The organism is Salinimicrobium sediminis, assembly GCF_900215295.1.
Lineage (GTDB): Bacteria > Bacteroidota > Bacteroidia > Flavobacteriales > Flavobacteriaceae > Salinimicrobium > Salinimicrobium sediminis.
In genome coordinates this window covers 1187615-1207919 of sequence record NZ_OCMF01000001.1, presented here as the reverse complement: position 1 = coordinate 1207919, position 20305 = coordinate 1187615, and the positions used below count along the sequence as shown (strand labels likewise).

General features: G+C 42.7%; 22 protein-coding genes. 11 read left to right on the top strand and 11 right to left on the bottom strand.

The genetic code is table 11. The features are described from left to right. The first annotated feature begins 125 nt into the window (after positions 1–125). Positions 126–3704 carry a BamA/TamA family outer membrane protein gene (locus tag CRO16_RS05510; protein WP_143544432.1) on the top strand — a complete coding sequence of 1193 codons (3579 nt, stop codon included), beginning with the start codon at positions 126–128 and terminating at the stop codon, positions 3702–3704. Between the two features lie 104 nt (positions 3705–3808). Beyond that, a complete protein-coding gene (locus tag CRO16_RS05505) occupies positions 3809–4585 on the top strand; it encodes an SDR family NAD(P)-dependent oxidoreductase (RefSeq protein ID WP_097055305.1) in 777 nt (258 codons plus the stop codon). Positions 4586–4860: 275 nt separating this feature from the next. On the opposite strand, the gene CRO16_RS05500 is transcribed toward CRO16_RS05505, so the two are convergent. Continuing rightward, positions 4861–5439, bottom strand: a complete 579-nt coding sequence (locus CRO16_RS05500) for a lipid-binding SYLF domain-containing protein (protein WP_245858876.1) — start codon at positions 5437–5439, stop codon at positions 4861–4863. 214 nt (positions 5440–5653) lie between these two features. On the opposite strand from CRO16_RS05500, the gene CRO16_RS05495 reads away from it, so the two are divergent. The 4 genes from CRO16_RS05495 (at position 5654) to CRO16_RS05480 (ending at position 8546) form a co-directional block, all read left to right on the top strand. Continuing rightward, a complete protein-coding gene (locus CRO16_RS05495; protein ID WP_097055303.1) occupies positions 5654–6286 on the top strand; it encodes a Crp/Fnr family transcriptional regulator in 633 nt (210 codons plus the stop codon). Between the two features lie 79 nt (positions 6287–6365). After that, positions 6366–7163, top strand: coding sequence for a sulfite exporter TauE/SafE family protein (locus tag CRO16_RS05490; protein WP_097055302.1), 798 nt, complete (start codon positions 6366–6368; stop codon positions 7161–7163). 9 nt (positions 7164–7172) lie between these two features. Beyond that, positions 7173–7805 (top strand): class I SAM-dependent methyltransferase, encoded by a 633-nt coding sequence (locus CRO16_RS05485; protein WP_317042511.1) that lies wholly within the window; start codon positions 7173–7175, stop codon positions 7803–7805. A 135-nt stretch (positions 7806–7940) separates the two neighbouring features. After that, a complete protein-coding gene (locus CRO16_RS05480) occupies positions 7941–8546 on the top strand; it encodes a TlpA family protein disulfide reductase (protein WP_097055300.1) in 606 nt (201 codons plus the stop codon). A gap of 243 nt (positions 8547–8789) precedes the next feature. Here the strand turns inward: CRO16_RS05480 and CRO16_RS05475 are convergent, their stop codons facing one another. The 5 genes from CRO16_RS05475 to CRO16_RS05455 form a co-directional block, all read right to left on the bottom strand. Beyond that, positions 8790–10397 (bottom strand): bifunctional metallophosphatase/5'-nucleotidase, encoded by a 1608-nt coding sequence (locus tag CRO16_RS05475; RefSeq protein WP_097055299.1) that lies wholly within the window; start codon positions 10395–10397, stop codon positions 8790–8792. A gap of 97 nt (positions 10398–10494) precedes the next feature. Further along, on the bottom strand, positions 10495–12141 hold the full coding sequence (locus CRO16_RS05470) for a bifunctional metallophosphatase/5'-nucleotidase (protein ID WP_097055298.1): 1647 nt from the start codon (positions 12139–12141) through the stop codon (positions 10495–10497). 10 nt (positions 12142–12151) lie between these two features. Continuing rightward, positions 12152–12568 carry a DsrE family protein gene (locus CRO16_RS05465; RefSeq protein ID WP_097055297.1) on the bottom strand — a complete coding sequence of 139 codons (417 nt, stop codon included), beginning with the start codon at positions 12566–12568 and terminating at the stop codon, positions 12152–12154. Next, positions 12565–13014 (bottom strand): DoxX family protein, encoded by a 450-nt coding sequence (locus CRO16_RS05460; protein ID WP_097055296.1) that lies wholly within the window; start codon positions 13012–13014, stop codon positions 12565–12567. The genes CRO16_RS05465 and CRO16_RS05460 overlap by 4 nt, the downstream gene beginning before the upstream one ends. Positions 13015–13087: 73 nt before the next feature. Beyond that, a complete protein-coding gene (locus CRO16_RS05455) occupies positions 13088–13381 on the bottom strand; it encodes a hypothetical protein (protein ID WP_143544431.1) in 294 nt (97 codons plus the stop codon). 399 nt (positions 13382–13780) lie between these two features. Between CRO16_RS05455 and CRO16_RS05450 the strand changes: the two genes are divergently transcribed. The 5 genes from CRO16_RS05450 to CRO16_RS05430 all read left to right on the top strand — a co-directional run bounded on the left by CRO16_RS05450 (position 13781) and on the right by CRO16_RS05430 (position 16642). Continuing rightward, positions 13781–15118 (top strand): MBL fold metallo-hydrolase, encoded by a 1338-nt coding sequence (locus tag CRO16_RS05450; RefSeq protein ID WP_097055294.1) that lies wholly within the window; start codon positions 13781–13783, stop codon positions 15116–15118. A gap of 215 nt (positions 15119–15333) precedes the next feature. Then, complete coding sequence (locus CRO16_RS05445; protein WP_097055293.1) at positions 15334–15618, top strand: rhodanese-like domain-containing protein; 285 nt, start codon at positions 15334–15336, stop codon at positions 15616–15618. Between the two features lies 1 nt (position 15619). Further along, the gene (locus tag CRO16_RS05440) at positions 15620–15940 is read left to right on the top strand and encodes a rhodanese-like domain-containing protein (protein WP_097055292.1); all 321 of its coding nucleotides are present in this window, start codon (positions 15620–15622) and stop codon (positions 15938–15940) included. Next, positions 15937–16155: a hypothetical protein gene (locus CRO16_RS05435; RefSeq protein WP_097055291.1), complete on the top strand. Its 219-nt coding sequence runs from the start codon at positions 15937–15939 to the stop codon at positions 16153–16155. The genes CRO16_RS05440 and CRO16_RS05435 overlap by 4 nt, the downstream gene beginning before the upstream one ends. Before the next feature lie 37 nt (positions 16156–16192). After that, the gene (locus tag CRO16_RS05430; RefSeq protein ID WP_097055290.1) at positions 16193–16642 is read left to right on the top strand and encodes an OsmC family protein; all 450 of its coding nucleotides are present in this window, start codon (positions 16193–16195) and stop codon (positions 16640–16642) included. Between the two features lie 130 nt (positions 16643–16772). On the opposite strand, the gene CRO16_RS05425 is transcribed toward CRO16_RS05430, so the two are convergent. From CRO16_RS05425 to CRO16_RS05405, 5 genes are all read right to left on the bottom strand, one after another. Next, positions 16773–17162, bottom strand: a complete 390-nt coding sequence (locus tag CRO16_RS05425) for a DUF302 domain-containing protein (protein ID WP_097055289.1) — start codon at positions 17160–17162, stop codon at positions 16773–16775. A 97-nt stretch (positions 17163–17259) separates the two neighbouring features. Further along, positions 17260–17946: an aspartate/glutamate racemase family protein gene (locus CRO16_RS05420; RefSeq protein WP_097055288.1), complete on the bottom strand. Its 687-nt coding sequence runs from the start codon at positions 17944–17946 to the stop codon at positions 17260–17262. Between the two features lie 231 nt (positions 17947–18177). Beyond that, a complete protein-coding gene (locus tag CRO16_RS05415) occupies positions 18178–19197 on the bottom strand; it encodes a Tll0287-like domain-containing protein (protein WP_097055287.1) in 1020 nt (339 codons plus the stop codon). Between the two features lie 264 nt (positions 19198–19461). Then, positions 19462–19680, bottom strand: a complete 219-nt coding sequence (locus CRO16_RS05410; protein ID WP_179670488.1) for a YgaP family membrane protein — start codon at positions 19678–19680, stop codon at positions 19462–19464. A gap of 61 nt (positions 19681–19741) precedes the next feature. Beyond that, complete coding sequence (locus tag CRO16_RS05405; RefSeq protein WP_097055285.1) at positions 19742–20047, bottom strand: hypothetical protein; 306 nt, start codon at positions 20045–20047, stop codon at positions 19742–19744. Positions 20048–20305 lie beyond the last annotated feature (258 nt).

Genomic DNA, 20305 nt, shown 5'->3' with positions numbered 1-20305 from the left:
GCTTTTCAAAAGTGTTATAAGCCGTTAAAAACCAAGGCAGGAAAAAGATTTTTTCAGACCTTCAAATGTTTGGGTGGTGCAGAAAGATCATAAATTTAAAATAATTCATCAACCAGGTTTCTTTTATGCTACACAAACCTATGTTCCCCGGGCTCTCAAAAAGCCTTAAAACACTTCTTATAATTCTTATTTTTAGCACTTCTACAAAAGTGTGTTCCCAGGAATCTACCCCGGACTCTCTTGAAGTTTCCCATATCTTCTACATCCTTTCGAATACAGGCCTGGGAACCGAAATGTCAACTCCTGAAATACTGAATGCGGTAAGCAAAGCATCTAAAAATGACAAAACTGCAAGCCTTTTGCTGCTCGGTAATATAACTGCTGAAAGCGGGTATCCTGCACAGGAGCAGGAGCGGATGGCAGCAGAAAAGTTTCTCAGGAACCACCTTTTAAAACCTTTCGAAAACTTCAATGGAAAGATCATTTTTACCCCCGGAGAAAATGAATGGTCTTCTGCAGCACCCCAGAGCCTGGACGACCTGGAGAGTTTTCTTCAGCAGAACAGCAAAAGAGAATTCGTGCCTGATGATGGCTGCCCTGTTGAAGAAATAGAAATCAGCGAGGAGGTAGTGCTCATCACGGTAGATTCTCAGTGGTTTCTTGAAGACTGGGATCGTAGTGCAGATTTTAATATGGAATGCGATATAAGAGACCGGGAGAGATTCTTTATAGAAATTAAGGATGCCATAAAGGATAATGATGGAAAGGTTAAACTCATTGCGATGCATCACCCTGTATTAACTGCCAATACTCCGGGCTTTTTGTCCAGGGTGTTTCCATTTTCAAAGCAGAACTTTGAAAGTCCTGCATATAGAAGCTTCAGGAAAAGGCTGGAAACCCTTGCCAGCCAATTTGATGATGTGATCTTTGTTTCGGGACATCACAAGAATCTTCAGTACCTGCATAACGATCGAAATCCGCAGATCATTAGCGCCACAGCCGCCGCAACAGAATCGGCCCGCGCCGGTGAAGAAGACCATTTCGCTTCAGAAGCAGCCGGTTTTGCCAAACTTACTGTCTTCAAAAATGGCAATTCCCGGGTGGAATTTTATAATACCGACCTTAAACAGCTTTTTCAGAAGGAAATTCCGCGGGAAAAAGATAAGGAAGATAAAATTAAAGGAGAGCCGTGGAAAGAGATAGGGGAAACTCATGCGGCTTCTATTTATACTCCCGAAGAGACTAAAAAATCAGGCTTTCACAGGTTCTTGTGGGGCGAGCATTACCGGGAGCTGTACAGTAAAGAGATCGAAGTGCCGGTTCTGCTTCTTGATAGTTTAAGTCCGGTGAAAGAAGGTGGAGGGCAGCAATCAAGATCGATAAGGTTCAAGGACAATGAAGGCCATGAATACACCTTACGCGCCCTGCGAAAAGATCCCCTCCAGTACCTGCAAACGGACCTTTCTCCCGACAATTACCTGGATGATATCCTGAAAAATACCCTGCCGGAGCGCCTGGTGCTCGATTACTTTACAACTTCTCATCCTTACGCCAAATATTCGCTTGACCATTTCGCAAAAACACTGGATATCCCCCACATCAAGCCGGACATTTATTACGTACCACCGCAACCGGCTCTGGAAATGTATAATGATGAATATGGAGATTCCCTTTTTGAATTGCAGGCACATGCCGGCGAAGAGAATAAAGATTATTCGCAGTTTGGTGATCCCGCAGACATTTTAAGCACCTTCGATCTCCTTGAAGAATTAAGAGAAGAAAAAAATGCAACAGTAGATGAAGCTGCATATATCAAAGCCAGATTACTGGATATGCTCGTAGGAGATTGGGATCGCCACCAGGATCAATGGCGATGGGCAGAGTTTGAAGAGAATGGAGAAAAGAGGTATGTCCCTATTCCGCGGGATCGCGATCAGGCGTTTTCGAAATACGATGGGGCTTTGATTCCGCTTATTAAGCTATCGGTGCCAATGCTTCGGAAGATGCAGACCTACGATGAAGATATAGACAATATCAAATGGTTCAACTGGTCCGGATATCCGCTGGATCTGCAATTACTTTATAAATCTAAATGGGAAGCCTGGCAGGAACAGGTGGCGGTGATCCGGAATTCCATTACCGATGAACAGATCGAGATCGCCTTTAATGACCTTCCAGAAGATGCACAGGATGCTTCTATTGAGGAGATCAAAGAAAAGCTGAAAGGACGTCGCGGCAACCTCATGGAAATTGCGCGCAAATATTACAACAGACTTCAGGATTTCGTGGTGATCACCGGAACCAATGAAGATGATGCCTTTGAGATCGAAAGGCAGGAGAATGCTACTACCAGGATTACCCAAACTTCCGGCGGAGAAGAGATCTTCAGCCGCAGCTATAATTCAGAAGAGACCGAAGAGATCTGGATCTATGGAATGGATGGGGATGATAGTTTTAAGATTTCCGGCGAGGGGGATAAGCCACTTCGGATAAGAGTTCTCGGCGGTGCGGGGAAGGACACTTACGATTTCCGGAACAAGAGAAACGCAAAATTGTATGATTTTAAGAGTTCAGAAAGCAAGATATTAAACCAGGGTTCCCGGCGGCTGCTCGTCGATTCTTACGAGATCAATAACTTCCATTATAAAAAATTCAAACACAGCATCTTTAAGGTTCTGCCTTATGTTAATTTTGAAACCGACGCGGGATTCACCCTGGGTGTGGAAAATGTCTGGACCCGCTACTCTCTGGTAAATAATCCTTTCCAGGCGCAGCACAAGCTTTTAGCCAATTACTATACCGACACTAATGGCTATTCGATTCGGTATACCGGAGAATTTGCCCACTTGTTCTATAATTGGAACCTGGGCATTGATGCGAGATTTACGAGCCCCAACTATACCCTAAATTACTTTGGTAGTGGGACTGAAGCCACTTATTTTCCTGATGATGTAACCAAGGAATATAACCGGGTAAAAATCCAAAAATGGCATTTTAGACCCTCCCTGATCTGGCGCAATGAGGGCGGAAGCAGCTTTAAAATTGGACCCCTGGTGGAATCCTTAAAGGTCAAGTATGAACCTGAAACCTATCTCGCAGAGAGCTTTCCTGCCCAAAATGACATTTTTGACACGCAGGTTTACGCAGGAGGGGAAGCCAATTATCATTTTAACAGTAAGAACACCAAAGCCTTTCCAAACCTGGGATCGGATATTTCGATTACCACCGGGTATAAATCTGCCTTAGATGATGCCGGTAACGAATTTGGGTATCTGGAGCCTGTAATTTCCATGAATTACCCGCTCATGTCCAACGGCTTTGTCGTGATTGCCACCAAACTTGGAGGTAAAGCCCTCTTTGGTGACGACTATGAATTCTATCATGCGGCAACTATAGGTGGCAACAGAAGCCTGAGAGGCTACAGGAATCACAGATTTAACGGAAAACAGGCTTTTTATCACAGTACAGATCTGCGTACTGCTTTGGGAATCTGGGAAAATAGACTCCTTCCTTTCGTTTATGGCGTCACTGCCGGTTTTGACTACGGAAGGGTTTGGGTGCCGGGAGAAAATTCGGAGCAATGGCATAATAATTACGGAGGGGCCATATGGATAAGTGCGGGACTTGCAGTCACCGGAACCCTTGGAATTTATCATGGCGGGGACGGCAATAGATTGGCGGTCACCCTTAATTTTAAATATTAACCTGAAGTTTCCAGTATCCCGAAATTACCTTTTCCTTAACGCCGGCATTGAATTTTCCGTTGTAGATTATATATCTATCAGATAAATAAAAAATTAATATAGAAATGGGAAAGTTGGACAACAAGGTGGCCTTGATCACAGGATCAGATTCGGGTATTGGTCAGGCAACAGCTATTGAATTTGCAAAAGAAGGTGCAAAAGTGGTGATCACATACTATTCCGATGAAGAGGGGGCGCAGGAAACTCTCAAAAAAGTGGAAGCGGCAGGAAGTAACGGTCTTGTGTTGCAGGTAGATGTGACTGAAGAAAAAGAGGTTGAACGAATGTTCGATAAAGCCATAGAAAAATTCGAAAGAGTGGATATTCTCATGAACAACGCCGCAGTAAACGGGCAGGGCATCAAAGTGGCCGATATGTCTACTGAAGTTTGGGATACAGCCATGAAAACCAATGTTTACGGTTATTTCTTCTGTACCCGCAGGTTTATCAACCAGGTAAGGAAACAAGGCGGAAAGGCAAAGATCATCAACGTAAGTTCTGTTCATGAAGAAATTCCCGCTCCCGGCACAGCTGAATATTGTGCAACCAAAGGCGCTGTTCGCAATTTTACGAGGGTGCTTGCCCTTGAACTGGCAGAAGAAGGGATCAATGTGAACAACATAGCGCCGGGAATGATCCTTACCCCAATGAACGAGGAAGCTGTAGAAGATAAGGAGGTGAGAAAGGACCAGGTACAGCATATTCCCATGAAGCGCGCAGGAAAACCCGAAGAGATCGGGAAACTGGCGGTGTTCTTAGCCTCTTCAGACTCAGATTATGTCACAGGTTCAACTTATCCCATGGACGGCGGACTCATGCAAAGTATGGGACAGGGAGCTTAATTGGACTGTTCAGTGGTCAGTTGGCAGTGGTCAGAAGTGGGCGGTAAGGAGTAGGCAGTTAGCAGAATTTCTCCATTTCGCCACAGATCCTTACCACTGAATACTTCTTGACTTTGTTACATTTCCCGCTGATCGCGCAGATTTTAATTATAGTTAAACTAAACTGGAAACTGATCAGTGCGAACTAAATGCTTAAAGTTCTGGCTCCCGGCTCTTGCAGCAAATAAAAAACCGGCAACAACGCCGGTTTTTTTTCTTAGATATTGTCAGATCTCTTATTGTACCTCTCCATAGTTGAATTTTTGACCCCCTACAGAGATTCCGGCCATAGCACCGGCTTTAGGCATTAAGGCTACTCCAACTCCATCCTGGAATTGAATGGCTTCTCCTTTACCTTTATCCCATATTACGGCAGATGCACTTCCTTCCAATTCAAAATTTCCTTCTTTAAATTCGTTTAGTGCCTGCTCAGTCTTAAAAATAATAATTTCACTAAAGGCTTGTCCGCCAATCTGGAATCCTACGTCAATCTGGCGAAGTTCTGTATAACCTACAACTTTTCCTTTTTCATAGACTATTCCATTCCCGGCAGCACCACCGAGTATCCATGCGCCTTTACCGACATTAGGGAAAATGGCATATCCTGCAGCGCTATCTAAATGTGCCTGAATACCGTTATCCTTTGCCTTAAAAGCCTCCAGTGCCTTTTTGGCATCATTCTTTAATTCCTGACGCTCATCCATTTCAACTACGTCTTTCGCCTTATCTTTTTTCGCTCCTTCCTCCTGGGCCAAAAGTTTTCCGCTAAACAACATTAGGAGCGCGAAACAAGTCGATAAATAAAATTTTTTCATTTTCATAATTCTTAATTTTTTGGTTTCTGATGAAAGTAGCAAATCTCTCACCCTTATTTGTTAAGCGTAGGTTATTTCACTAATTTTTAGGCATTTAAGCCCCATTTTTAAGGTTGTTTAACCTTATACCTCAATTTTATTTATTCTATAATTCCCTGCCTCACATAGAAAATCAATAACTTGGCTCTTCCTAATATTTATCATTAGCTAAAACATGTTACAGGAACTTAAAGAAGCCTACGGATTCATTTTTGAAGAAGAACTTTTAAAAGAAATAGAACATACCGGGGTCCTGAAATTCGCCAGGGAAGGTGAGATCATTATGGACATCAACGATTATATAAGTTCCATGCCTTTACTCCTCGAAGGCGCCATCAAGATCTTACGCGAGGACAAGGAAGGAAATGAATTGTTGCTTTATTTTCTTGAAAGAGGGGATACCTGCGCCCTAACGCTCTCCTGCTGTTTAGGCCAAACCAAAAGTGAAGTGAGGGCTGTAGCCGAAAGAGATACCCGCTTTATAATGATCCCTGTGAGTAAGATCGAAGAATGGACGGCTAAATATAAGAGCTGGAGAAATTTTGTTTTTGAAAGTTATCATTCGCGGTTAACCGAAATGCTGGAGACCATAGATACCCTGGCTTTTATGAACATGGACAAACGCCTGCTGCGCTACCTGCAGGACAAAGCCAAGATCAATCAATCTGAAGAATTACAGGTCACTCATCAACAGGTAGCTTATGATCTCAACACTTCACGTGTAGTCGTTTCCAGGTTGCTCAAAAAGCTTGAAATGGAAGGTAAGATCCTGCTGCAACGTAATAGCATTGTAGTGCATGAGCTGTAGCGCAAAAAAACTGTAACTTTTGTTACTGCAAATGGAAGGACCGGAGGTTACTTTTGCTTCCCATTAAATTGAAGAAATTTTGGAGATTATTGACCTCTTAGGATATTTAGGTGCTTTATTGATCGGGGTTGTTTTGGGCCTCATTGGAGGAGGTGGTTCCATTCTTACTGTCCCTGTGCTGGTCTATTTGCTGTCGATCAATCCCGTAACGGCAACCGCATATTCCTTATTCGTGGTTGGCGCCTCCTCTCTCGTGGGAGCGCTTAATAATCTAAAAAAGAAGCTGGTGGATTTTCGCACTGCCACCGTATTTTCCATTCCGGCATTTATAGCAGTTTATGCCACCCGAAAGTATTTAGTCCCCGCAATTCCCGAACATATTTTCACCCTCTGGGATTTTGAAGTCACTAAAGACATCGGGATCATGCTATTCTTTGCAGTGATCATGATCGTGGCATCGGTTTCCATGATCAGGGAAACCTCCAATGCAGACCTGCGGGAGACAAAAGTGAAATATAATTATCCCCTCATAATCATAGAAGGGGTTGTAGTGGGCGTGTTAACAGGAATTGTGGGGGCCGGGGGAGGATTTTTAATTATCCCTGCACTGGTTTTACTGGCCAAACTTCCTATGAAAAAAGCAGTAGCCACTTCCCTGCTCATCATTGCCGTCAAATCTCTTATAGGATTTATTGGAGATGTGCAGAATCTCGACATTGACTGGGTCTTTCTTCTGATCTTCACCGGACTTTCTATTATTGGGATCTTCCTGGGAGGTTACCTCAACAAATTCATAGACGGTAGAAAACTGAAAAAAGGTTTTGGTTGGTTTGTGCTGGTGATGGGAATTTACATCATTGGAAAAGAGCTGCTTTAAATTCCATTTTTGACACCTAAAAAAACTATGCAGGAATTCTGGAATGAAAGATATCAACGGGAGGAATATATCTACGGAAAGGATCCTAATGAGTATCTAAAAGCTAAACTCAAAAACCTCACCCCCGGCAGAATCCTTTTCCCTGCGGAAGGGGAAGGTAGAAATGCAGTTCATGCAGCCAAAAAAGGCTGGCAGGTATCAGCTTTTGATCAAAGTGAGGAAGGCAGGAAGAAAGCTTTAAGACTGGCTGAAGCTGAAGGGGTGGAAATCGACTATACGGTTTCCGGGCTGCAAAACCTTAGCTTTAAAGAAGCTCAGTTTGATGCCATAGGCTTTGTTTATGCCCACTTTCCTCCTCAGCAAAGACAGGAATTCTTCAACTCGGCACATAAATATTTAAAAGAAGGTGGAAAAGTGATCTTTGAAGGTTTTGCCTCTAAACATCCTCAATACCAGGAAAGCAATCCGGCAGTTGGAGGCCCAAAAGAGCCAGAAATGCTGTTTTCTGAAGAGGAGATCAAAAATTCCTTTCATGATCTTCATTTTTTGGAATTCTTTGAAGGAGAGATTGAACTTGAGGAGGGGGCATTCCACAAAGGCAAAGGCTGGGTAATACGCTTTGTTGCTGAAAAAAAGAAATAGACAATAAATTTCAATTTTTTGAAAGGCATCCATTAGGATGCCTTTTTTCTTGCTGCCTATTGTAACCTTTGTTACATCCCACAGGGAATAGTGGCTCTATCTTTGGAATACCTAAATCAAAGAAGAACTGCAAGCATGAAAGAAAAGAAGAAGAAAAGTCTGAAAAAACACCTCATAGAATACGGGATCATTTTTGCCATTTTTGGCGGATTATATGTAACAGGTTTACATACCGAAGTCCTGGGATTCCTGCAACGTGGGATCCTCGCCACCGGATTAATGAACCCCGACCTTGAAGAAAAGGAGGATCTTGCCATGAATGATGCAAGTCCAACTGCAGATTTTAATATGAACCTCATCAATTCCAAAGGGGAAAAAGTGGCAATGAAGGATCTTAAAGGCAAAGTGATCTTTATGAATGTTTGGGCTACCTGGTGTCCTCCATGTGTAGCCGAAATGCCCGGAATCAATAAGCTCTATAATGACGTAGATAAGGAGAAAGTGGCTTTTATCATGCTATCTGTAGATCAGGATTTTCAAAAAGCCATTGACTTTAATGAAAAGAAAGGCTATGACTTTGAGATCTATCAATTAAATGGAGGCATGCCGGTGATGTACCAAACACAAAGCATCCCCAGCACCTTTGTAATAAATGCTGATGGTAAACTGGTGATGACCCACCTGGGAATGGGAGATTACAATACTAATAAATTCAAGAAGTTTTTAAAGGAGCAGTATTAATAAATATAAGTAGATCCTCTTAAATTAGATGTTTGTGGAGGTGGAACTTTAAAACAGTAAGGAATTGCTGATCATTATAACAAAGAAGAGGCTGTCTGGAAAGACCTTGTTTCGTCAAGCTGAACTTGTTTCAGCTTCTAATGTAATTGAATTTCAATTGGTTAAGATCCTGAAATAAATTCAGGATGACGTATTAAAAACTTTCCAGACAGCCTCTTTTCTTTTAAAAATCAAAAGCTGAATTTATTTAATAAATTTGATTTCCTTCATATTTTCGGGGTTACTTATATCTTTTAACTCACGGAATTTTTCAGTGACAAATTCATTCAGTTGAATATCTTTTCTGTCGATGTTCTTCCCTTTTCCAATTTCATTATAGCGATGAAGCCCCTTTAGCATTCCGCTGTGAGTAACGATCTTATATTCTTTTTCAAGATCAAGATCTTTTCCGTTGACCTGCACAGCGGTTATGCGATTTCCCACAGATTTAGAATAATCCAGTGTGTAGCTGACTCCACTACTTTGCAGCAGACCGCCCACTACCTCATATTTATCCCCGGGTTTTTGGTTGGTTGCGGTTTGCTCCAAAGTAGCCTTAACTTGTTTTCCGGTAAGGCTGAGGGTAACAATCTTAGGAGGATGTGGAATAAGCCGGTACAGGTCTTCTCGTGTGATATCTCCCTGGAGAGAGATGCCATAACCTACTCCCGGCAAAAAAGCAATTTCTGCCTCATATTCTTTGCGAAGCAAATTTCCAACGAATTTATCAAAAGAACTTTCTGTTTTGTATTGCCTGTCAATCACCTCTGTTGCCGTTGCTATAACTTCCTCAAGATGAACAAGGTGCGGAGCCCGAAGTTCTTTAATAAGATTCTCCATTTCACCGTCCTTTTCAAAATCACTTAACCAAAGTAATTGATGATTTGCCTTTATTCCTGTTAATTTGCCATCTGTGATCTCCAGGTCAATTTCACCAAGCGCTGCAGCATCAGACAGTGCCTGTACCATATAGGTATTATTAATTTTTTCGGGTTTTGATATGAGATCATGGCTATGCCCTCCCAAAATGAGATCAATTTCAGAAAATTCTTCTGCAGTCAATCTGTCAACAGCAGTTCCCTGGTGCGATAGCAAAATAATGATATCGGCCTGTTCCTTAACCTCTAGTAAAACTTCCTTTAAAACTTCATTCCCCCGGAGAAATTCCAGATCCTTCATATTTTCTGAATTTCCGGTAAGATCTGTATTATGATATCCCAGGGACAGAATAGCTATTTTTGTACCTCCTATTTCCTTTATTAAATAAGGATTGCCAAAAATACTTTTTCCTGTTCTTTTGTCTCTGATATTGGCAGCGCCAAAAGGGAAACCGGCGATTTTCATCAATTCTTCTGTACGTTCCCTGCCGTAGTCAAAATCATGATTACCAAGAGAAAGATAATTATAACCTAATTTTTTCATCATCCTTATTACAGCTTCTCCCCTGGTTAGATTCCCTAAAAGATCATCACCAAAAGCGTCCCCCGAATCCAGCAGGAGAACATTTTCATCTCCCTTTGATTTCCTAATTTCCTTCACCGCGGTTGCCAATACTGCAAAACCACCTATTTCGGCCTGCTGTTTAAAAGTGATTAATGTATCTCTACCTGCATCACCTGTTTGGGAAGTGGCACTTCCTGTAGTGGTCAAAAATGGCATGTAATTGCCATGAATGTCATTGGTATGCAGTAAGGTAATGGTTTGTTGCTTCCCTCTATTTCCAGAGGTGGCTATATTTCTCTGCCCACAACTTGTTACTATTGCAAATATTACCCCCATACTTACCATCTTCAATAATTTTCCTCGTCTCATAATCTCAAATTTTGCAATGTTAAGTTATAATCTTCTATGATAAGAACCTGCCAAATCTCTGTTTGAAAAAGGCAGGCTCTTATATTAATTAATTTCATTACTGAAATTTGTAATCTGTCTCAGGTACTGTGGAAAAAGAGTAAGGTCCTAAATATTCACAATAGGCACGGCCTTCCAGCTTTGGAGAAACCGGGGAATTCTTTCTTAAATATTCTTCCACCACCTCGTGGATGGTATAATCTTTTATTTCCACCTCCTTCACATCGGGAATACGGCACAAGTTGTCAATTGGGTCGCCGGGACGTACACAGGCAGAAATGGTATAAGTTTCATCCATTTGCATAGGTTCTCCCTTAATGGTTATAGACTGAACACGTTCTCCTTTTCCCCCCTGACTATTGAAGTCTACCTCCATGCCGGAGAATCTTACCAGCCAACCTCCAAATCTTTCTGTAGGCACCTGTGCAAAGGCATTATGCATCTCCCGCTCCAGCCAGTCTTTCACTTGTTGCCCGGTTACTTTTCCGGTCTTTACTTTCTCATTTACCGGAAGCAGGTTCCACAGGTTGGCCCGGGTAATAGGCGCAGGTTTCCCATTTTCGGGAACTATGGGATTTCCGAACCTGAAGCCGTTGGAAATGGAGATATCGGCCCCGGTTTTCCATCTTGCGGCGTCGGTGATCATATTGTCCATTGGATTTTCCACCGTCAGGTATCTGTAAATGGGTGTCGCTGTGTGTCCCACCACAGTTTCGAGATGGTCCTCGTAAGGTTTCTTGGCTTTCTCCACCATCTGCTGCAGTTCGGGATCTGCGGGATAAACTTGGGGATCCACATCCAGGAGTTCGTAGTCATCTCCCACCAGCTTTCCATCCACAAAATGCAAGGTGAGTTTTCCCACAAAAGAACCAAAAGCTCCGGGTTCTGTCACCTTTGCATATTTTCCCTGAACAGGTTTCCGCAGTCTTTCGTGGGTATCATTTCCGAGGATATAATCCACGTCTTTCGCCAGCTCCCGGCTGGCCAGATCCACCTGCTTAAACACTCCAATGTGAGTAACAAGAAAAAGCACATCTACTTCTTCCTCCTTTTTGACTTTAGTTATAAGCCCCTTCACCTCATCTTCGATTCCACTGAAGCTCATCCCTTTACTAAAGACAGGATTTTGACGTACGGGAACATCAGGGTCATTGATGCCGATAAAACCAATTTTCACACCTTCGATCTCTTTGATCCAGTAAGGTGGAAAGAGTGGCTTTCCATTATCCTGATGGAACATGTTCTGTGCAATTACAGGGGTATTGTACCCCGTCATAATCTCCATCATTCTGTCTTTCCCGTAGACCACTTCCCAGTTTCCGGGAATGATTACGTCATAACCCATGTTACTGATGAGTTCAGGAAAAATACGCCCTTCAGAAAGAGCGGCATATCCGCTTCCCTGGATGAGGTCTCCCCCGTCTACAATGATGGTGCGGCCGGGATTTTTTACCCGTTCTTCTTCAAAAAGGGTCTTAATATTCGCCAGGCCACCTCTTTCTTTAAAGACGATCTCCCCGTTTTCCCAGAACAATTCCGGGTGTGGGTCAAGTTGCCCGTGAATATCTGCGGTTTGGAGCACGGTAATGCTAAGGGTATCCTTTGCCATTATTGCTGAATCTGCATTCGCTCCTGTTAGCCTGTTACAGGATGTAAAACTCCAGATGGCAATTCCTGCCAAAAAAATTCCTTTTAATATTTTCATTTCCGGAGATTTAAAGAGAAAGACTTATATATCCCTTCTTTTGTAGTTGAAGGTTATACAGGATCCCGTTATCGACCACCTTGAGTTCAGGGGAAATATCCCTTCGATCCACTCCGAATTTCTTCAGGGAGAATCCGCAGGCGACAAGCTCTACATTTTGTTCTTTAGCTTTGTTGATATGTTCCTGCATCATTTCTTTATTGGTAAGTTCCTTTACGGTTTGACCACAAATGATGACCTCGAATTTTCCGAAGTGATGCCCGTCTTCGCGGGCCAGCGATTCTGCTGCTATTAAAATAGGCTTGAGCTGTGGAACTTTCTTTGTTAGTACAACATAGTTCTGTTGCTCTTGCTGTTCCTGAGCATTTACAGGATTGGTAAATACTGCAAGGAGAATTACGATACTGCTTATAAAATACATTTTCATAGTGCTTTGTTTTTTATGCTCAATTCCGGTTGAGCCGGGTTTGTTTCGGTTATTGTTTCTTTGGTAAAGTCATTCAGGATAAAGAACAGGAGTCCGCCCATGATGGCTATATTTTTAAATAAGGGTCCCATGGTATGCGCCTGTCCTACCTGAATGGTAAGGGTAATTGGGATGAGAACTGACAGGAGGATCGCTGCCGCCCACCGGGTTCGGAAGCCTGCAAAAAAGGCGAGTCCTGCCACGAGCATGACAATACCCGAAAGGATCACCAGTATCTCGGGGTCTCCAAAGAGGTAAGCGAATCCTTTCATACTGGCTGCGTCTATGCGTTTTGCCGTTTGCTCTACATTCATAAGGTGATTGGCACTTGCGATAAGAAATATCCCGCTAAGCATTACTCTCAATACCCGAATGGAGCGACGGCTGACTGAGATCTGCGTCGTCATTATAAAATAGGTTTTGGTTCAGAACTTTCAGGTCCTGAAAAGATTAAAAAAAGTTTAGGTTTGGAAGTAAAGCCTAAGCTCTTGGAGGTGGGTAGAACCTGTCTTTAGCAGATTCCGGCAAAGAGGGAGTTTGATCTGCGTATGCCCGGGTTTCTTCAGTAATTATCCTGGATTCCCAGGTAAAAACGTCAAACTTAAAAGGGGCATTGCAAAAGGAATCAATAGTAAGGTCCAGAGATTGGTTATCTTCAGCTAAAGATTTCGCAGCGCTGTTGTTCTGCATTTTCACATTTTGTTTTTTGCAGAAAGGGTTTACATAAGAGATCTCATCTGCATCAAAAACAGCCACCAGTATTTTGGAGTCCATTACGAGGAATTTTCCGAAGAAGATCACCGAAAAGAGAATCGCTATGTAAGAGTTGAGGCCCATATGGATTCCAAAAATAGGAATTCTTAGCCCGCTCTTTGTGACTAATGTTACACAAGAATTTTTTCCTTAATCCAAAGGGGGATTTGACCTTTCCAAGGATCCTCTTCTGCAGATCAATTTTAAATGGTTAGCGCCGGCTCTTTTTACTATCCTTCAGGTCGATTTGTGAATAAGTATTACTTTTATGGAAGCTAAAATATCCATTTTATTGAACCACTGCTAATTGTAACAATTGTTACTGCCTTCCGCCTTATTGGAGGTTATTTTTGCCTCAACATGAAAAGAGCGATTGTAAAGCGTTTTCAGTAAAAATTAAACAAAATAATAAAAGGAGCTATGACTATAAAACAATTTAAAGACGACCCTTTAGCACATTATTCCTATGCGCTGGTAAGTGAGGGTAAAATGGCTTTGGTTGACCCAAGCCGTAATCCTATACCATATTACAAGTTTGCCGAGGAGCATAATGCAAAGATCGTAGCGGTGTTTGAAACTCATCCTCATGCCGATTTTGTTAGCGGACATTTACAAATCCACGAACAAACCGGTGCCACTATCTATGTGAGCGAAAAAGTAGGGGTAAGTTATCCTCATGAACCTTTTGATGAAGGACAATCGGTGAAGATCGGAAAGATCAATATCCGCCCTCTTCATACTCCCGGTCACTCTCCGGACAGTCTCACTTTTGTTGCCGAAGAGGGTGACGAAACTGCCTTATTTACAGGTGATACTTTATTTATAGGCAATGTGGGCCGGCCCGATCTGCGCGAAAAAGCAGGAAACATGACCGCAAAACGAGTGGAACTTGCCAAAGCCATGTACCACACCATGCAAAATAAATTCAATGACCTTCCCGATGATGCTTTGGTTTACCCCGCACATGGCGCAGGTTCATTGTGTGGTAAAAATATGAGTGCTGCTCCTTCGAGTACACTGCGTGATGAACGTATGAGCAACTGGGCTTTTAAAGACCAGACCGAAGAGGAATTCGTAGAAGAGATCCTGAAGGACCAACCTTTTATTCCTTCCTATTTCGGCTTTAATGTGGACATGAACCGCAAAGGAGCAGGAAATGTACAGCAGGAAAAATACAGGGTTCCTTTACACATTGGAGTTTCCAAAGTAGAAGAAGGGGTGACTGTTGTAGACGCAAGAGACGGAGATGCCTATAAAGCCGGCCATCTTCCAAATAGTATCAACATCATGTCCCGAACAGAGGGGGATAAATATGAGACCTGGCTCGGGGCAATCATTGAGCCTAATGAACCATTTTACCTCGTGGTAAGTTCTGTAGAAGACATCGATGAGCTTTTGGAAAGAACAGCCAAAATAGGTTACGAAAAGCAGATGAAAGGGATGATCACTTTGAGTGAAGAAGTCTCTAAAAGGTCTGATGAATTTGATCTTCAGGATTTCAAAAACAATAAGGATAAATATACCATTGTCGATATACGGAATGAAAGCGAGCTTGCCGAAGGTAAGATCTTTGACAGTGCGCTTGGAATTCCGCTGAATGAATTGAGGAACCGTGCAGGAGAAGTGCCTAACGATAAACCCATCGTGGTACATTGTGCCGGGGGATACAGATCCTCTGCCGGAAGCAGCATTTTAGAGAATAAATTCAAGGATCAAAAGGTTTATGACCTAAGTGAAGCTATTGAGGATTTTAAATAAAGATCAGGATAAAAGGATTTTTGGAAAGAGGTTGCTCCACAGGACAGCCTCTTTTTTTTGCTCCTGAAAATAACCTTTTAAAGCCATCTTAAAACCGGAAGCTTATGTAACAAAAGTAACTGTGAAACCTCTTCCCCGGGTGTAAATTTGTGCTCATATTTTTTAAAGAAGGAATACTTCTTAATTGAATAAAGTCTTACTTAAATATCATATAAATGAGTAGAGAAGAAATTATAAAAAACAACAAAGGAACCGTAGTAGATGTACGAACCCGTGGAGAATTTATGGGAGGAAGTGTGTCCGGAGCTGTAAATATTCCATTAAATGAAATTCCGGACAGGATCAATGATCTAAGGGAAATGGAAGCCCCATTGATCTTATGTTGCGCCTCGGGAATGAGAAGCGGACAGGCTGCAGATTATCTAAGCCGGCAGGGAGTAAACTGTCTTAACGGCGGATCATGGCTGGAAGTAAATTATCTAACCTCACAAGAAGCATAGTATGTTCGATAAACTAAAAGAATTGATGGGGTTTGCCCCTGCCCCGGATTATAATCAGATGCTAAAAGAAGGCGGAGTGATCGTTGATGTGAGAACCAAAGCGGAATATGCAGGCGGACATATTAAGGGTTCTAAAAATATCCCATTGTCCAACCTGAATACCAGTCCAGGGATCCCTAAAGATAAAAATAAGCCTATTATTACCTGTTGTGCTTCGGGGATGCGAAGTGCTTCAGCAAAAAGTTTATTAAAATCCCGGGGTTACACCAATGTTTACAACGGCGGAAGCTGGACCGGGCTTAACAGTAAAATTGGAAGATGAGCAACAGGATCTTTAACAACTGGACCTGGACACGTGTTGCCTACCTCTTTATAGGAATGTGGGTGATCATCCAAAGCGGATTTGAAGGTCAATGGATAGGAGTGCTGTTAGGCGCCTGGCCGGCAGCAATGGGGTTGTTCGGCCTTGGCTGTGCGGCAGGAAATTGTGCCACAGGCAACTGCGAAGTAAAACCTGATGCAGATCATAAAGATTAGAAAAAACCTGCTTTATCTTTAAAATTAAACTTACACAATGGAAGCACATAAATATCACGTAGACCTTGAATGGAAAATGGACCGAAAAGGGGAAATTTCTTCCCCGGTTCTTGATCAAAAAGTTGAAGTAGCAACTCCGCCCGAATTTCCCAAAGGAATGCCCGGGATCTGGTCTCCGGAACATCTTTTCACCGCTGCCGTAAACAGCTGTTTTATGACCACTTTTTTAGCTATTGCCGAAAATTCCAACCTGGAATTTATTAGCCTTACCTGCCCTGCAGAAGGTATTTTAGACAAGAAAGAAGGAAAATTTGCCATGACAGAGGTCTTTCTCAGGCCCGTACTCACCATTCCAAACGAGGATGACAGGGAAAAGGCAGAAAAGGTCATGATCAAAGCAGAGAAAGCTTGTTTAATTTCGAACTCCATAACTTCTGAAGTTCATTTGGAAACAAAAGTGCTGATAGCAGAAAATCAAACTGCATAACCACCTTCTATATATACCAGACCAAATCCCGGATTCCTTAGCGGCATCCGGGATTTTTTTGCTGAATATTTTTAATAAGGAAAAGATCAGGTGTAGTTTTTTTCCTTTTTTGACTTCTCTAAAAAGGGATCTAATTGAGGCGTTCTATTACGGTCTTAAGCTTCTCCCGAACTTCGCCGGCAATCCCTCCCAGATCTTTATTTTCAACCGCACTCATGGAGGCAACAGGATCTACTGCAGAAACTTCAGTTTTCCCGTTTTGGGTTTCCTGAACAATGACGTTACAGGGCAGCATGGTCCCTATCTTACTTTCCGCAGAGATAGCCTTGTGCGCCAGCTGCGGATTGCAGGCTCCCAGGATCCTGTACTTCCTGAAATCCACATCAAGTTTCTTTTTAAAAGTTTCTTTTACGTCAATTTCAGTAAGAATCCCAAAACCTTCTTCCTTTAATTCCTTTGTAACTTTATCTATGGCCTCTTCAAATGAGGTGTCGAGGACCTTTGAAAAATAATAACTCATAATTCAATTTTTTTTAATTCCCTTAAATTTAACTCTTTTAAAGCTTTAGGCGAAAATCCCGGTATTAATCTTATGTGAATTTGGAGCACAAAAAAGTTTAATTATCAGAAAGAATAAAATCTGCAGCCATTTGTGCATGTAGTTGGGTGGTTGCCATCATTGGCAGGTCAAAATCTGAAGTCTCTATGAGCATCGGCAGTTCGGTACAGCCAAGAATGATCCCTTCTGCTCCCTTTTGCTTCAGCAGCTCCATTTGTTCCATGAAAAATTCTTTAGCCTTATCAGAGAATATTCCCTGCGTAAGTTCGGCAGACACGTAATGATGGTTTTGATCTATGAATTGAGCATCAGGAATTATGGTTCTAATGCCGTAGTTATTTTTGAGGTATTCCGAAATGAAATCACCTGTCATGGTAGGCCTGTTCCCCAGCAGGCCCAGAGTTTTAAGTCCGGAACTATGGGCTTCTTTTCCAATAGCATCAGCGATATGAAGGATTGGAATATCGATTTGCGGTTGCACGAAATCATACACCATGTGCGGCGTATTGGCACAGATCACCAAAGCTTCGGCCCCTGCAGTCTCTAATGTGCGGGCAATTCCGAGGTATTTATTGTTGATCTTTTCTTTATTCTGCTCCCGCATAAGTTCAATGTTGAGACTGTAGATGAGCAGCTCCGGATTCGCCTGCGACCCGATCCTCTCCCCTACCAGCTCGTTGATCAACCTGTAGTAAACAATTGTGGAATGCCAGGAGGTACCACCTATAAGTCCGATCTTTTTCATGGGCTTCAATTTCTACTAAAGTTAATCCTTAAACCCGGAAGGAGCAGTAACATTTATTACAGAACAAGTGGCCCCATCGATGATTTTCTAAAAGAAAAAGAGGCTGAAAAGAATATATTCTCAGGCAGCCTTGAATATAAAGGACCAAGGGGATGTCCAATATATTTTCAGCAGCATTTAAATAAATTCCTCAGCCTCAGGATTAATCTGTTTTCTCCTGATCCATTTGGGTTAGAACTCGATCTTCCATATCCCGCGCACCTCGTTTTCTGTATATCCTATGGCCTTGTCCTGCGGATACAATTTCAGGATCTTTTCTTTTACCTGCGGCTCAATGTCCCCTGGTTTTCCGTGGCATTGAAGGCACATGCTGTTGGTGACTATGGGATAATAGAAGCGGGTAGTACCATTTTCAGGAATTAAGAGCGGCTGCGGATCTTTACCTGCACTAATCTGGTGGGTAAAAAGATCGATCAACGCATCTTCTTCGGGAGTGGCTTGATTCTGCGGATTCCGGTTCTTATCTGAAACCCGCTGTATAGAGACCTTATATTTTTCGGCCATGGAAGCGGTAAGCGGCATAGCTTCCACATTACAAAACTCCAAAGCGTGAAGGGTCCCTTCTTTCTGAATGGCTCCCATCAAATTCTGACCTAAAAATTGTTTGGTTTGCAGTGCGATCTTCAAGCCTCTGTCAGCAGCATTTTGTCCCTGCATGCCCATGCCTTTGCCCGGACCCTGTCCCTGTCCCATTCCTTGGCCCATACCTCTACCCTGCTGACGGTATATTCCTTCGCCGGGGCCTTGTTTCCAATGTTCAGCGAACCATTCGGGTTCTTCGATCTGATATTCGAAAATGTATTCGGCGATCTTTTCTACGGTACCATCGGGAAATTCCTGGTAAGGCATGAGTCCAAAGCGGTTAATTGCTCCCCGCATTTTGGATTTGTCTGCGGATGGTTCCTCCACAAAGGCGACGATTTGTTGCACAAATTCCTCCCGGGACGGATCACTCATTAAATAATGCGCCTTTACAGCCGCCATTGGCGGACCTATTCTGCCATCCATCATTGGTGCAGTAGGACTGTGACAGGTATAACAGTAGGTTTCCATCAGTTTTTTACCGGGATGTTCCTGCTGCCTGGCCGGAATTCGGAGTTCAGCTGTTTCCGGAGTTGAATATTCGACTTTCCTTTCCTGGCATCCGGCGAGGAGGAAAAGAGCAAAAAAGGGGAAAAGAAGATTTTTCATAGGAAATGGTTTAACAGGTTAATTTATGAAACCGCCGATTCCCGAAACATGCGATTCGTCATGTTCCGGAATTTTCAGCCGAATTCTGAATAAATCCTAAGGAAAGGGAGATTTCGATCGTTGCACTATCCGCATTACCCCGATACCTATCGAATCTTAAGGGAGGCGGAAAGTGCAACCCGCCCTCCTTCGTTAAAGCTTCGGTGGGCAAGTAACTCACAACCCGCATCTCCAATGAATTACACAACTCATAATCTTAATTCATTACTCTGAACCGGACTTCTGCAATTGTGCTTTTTCCTCCTTTATCCCGAATTTCTTCAGGATATCTTCCATCAAACACCAACGGGTAAGCGAGCTTTGTAATAAGTTGAACCCAACAAAAGCTGTAAACCACAACCAGTTGATATTTACATAAACTGCCAGAAGCAGGCTGATAAGGATAAATGTTCCGGCGATACCGCGTATTACTCTGTTTAGCATAATTTCTAGTTTTTTGTTGTTTATGGTTTATTGTTTATTGATCATTGATCATTGATAATTGTTAAAGTGATCGTTCTATGGGTAGGACCACTGCACGTACAGGATTATTTGTTTCCAGGTGCTCATTGTACTCCTTCAGGTACTTGAAAAGATCGTCGATCTTTTCCTCTTCGGTAAAGGAGAACAACATGACGGACTCATTGCCGCCTTTTTCCCCGGGAAACCAGCTTTGGGTGGCGACCAGGGAATTTCCATTCTTGTAGCCGTCTATTTCCGAAGAACTAAAGGCTTCAATATTTGCTTTTTTGAACAGCTTTAGTACGTCTTTTTGAAAGGCGACTACGCTGGTGACTATTAGTAATTTCATCTTTTTGGGTTTAATGTTCAAGGTTTAAAGTTCAAGGTTATCGGTTCTCGGTTGTCGGTTGTCGGTTGTCGGATCTCAACTCGTTTAAAATTTCAACATTGTGATCATAAGCGCTTCGACCTTCCTCCCGCTGTCGCGGTCGGGCTCAGCATGACATTCGTTTTATAATCAGAACTAAGAACTGGCAACCCGCAACCCGCAACCCGCAACAGGCAACTTCCTTTTACCCCCCGGCCCCCTAAAGGGGGAGAAGGGGAT